The organism is Oleiphilus sp. HI0128 (assembly GCF_001635365.1).
In genome coordinates, this window is sequence record NZ_LWGG01000022.1 from 1 (window position 1) to 668 (window position 668).

The following is a 668-nucleotide window of genomic DNA, read 5'->3' on the forward strand; positions in this document are numbered from 1 at the left end:
TTTCACCTTTGATAAAGGTGCCGTGTCCAATAAACCTAGCGACAAAAGGATTTACGGGTTCGTGATATAGCTCGTAGGGTTTTCCCCATTGTTGAACTTTTCCTTGATCAATAACGCCAATATAGTCACACATAGCGAATGCTTCTTTCTGATCATGAGTCACTAATATTGCACTGATTCCTAAAGTCTTAAGAATGTTCCTGATATCAATGCTTAGACGGTTGCGTAGCTCAGCATCAAGATTTGAAAAAGGTTCATCTAGTAGGATAAGTTCGGGTTCAGGCGCTAAAGCTCGTGCTAGCGCTACTCGTTGTTGTTGCCCGCCAGACAGTTCATGTGGAAAGCTGTTTTGATAGCCATCTAGGTCGACTAAGTGAATTAACTTTTCAATATGAGCTNACTTTTCGGTTTTGTCCTTAATGCCTGTGAGGCCGAAAGCGATATTTTGGCTGACGCTAAGGTGGGGGAAGAGGGCATAGTCTTGAAATACCATGCCAATCCGTCTTTTCTCGGGGGCTTGTACCTTGTTGGTACTGGATATAGTTAAGCCGTTCAAATTGATTGTGCCGGCTTCAAGATTCTCAAAGCCGGCGATAGCGCGGAGAATGGTGCTTTTGCCACACCCACTTGGCCCAAGTAAACAAGCTATATCACCTCTGACCAGCTTA

General features: G+C 44.2%; 1 protein-coding gene. It reads right to left on the reverse strand.

All coding sequences use genetic code 11. The annotated features are described in order from the left end of the window. On the reverse strand, nucleotides 1-668 hold a 668-nt coding region (locus A3763_RS00345), incomplete at both ends, for an ABC transporter ATP-binding protein (RefSeq protein ID WP_156494777.1).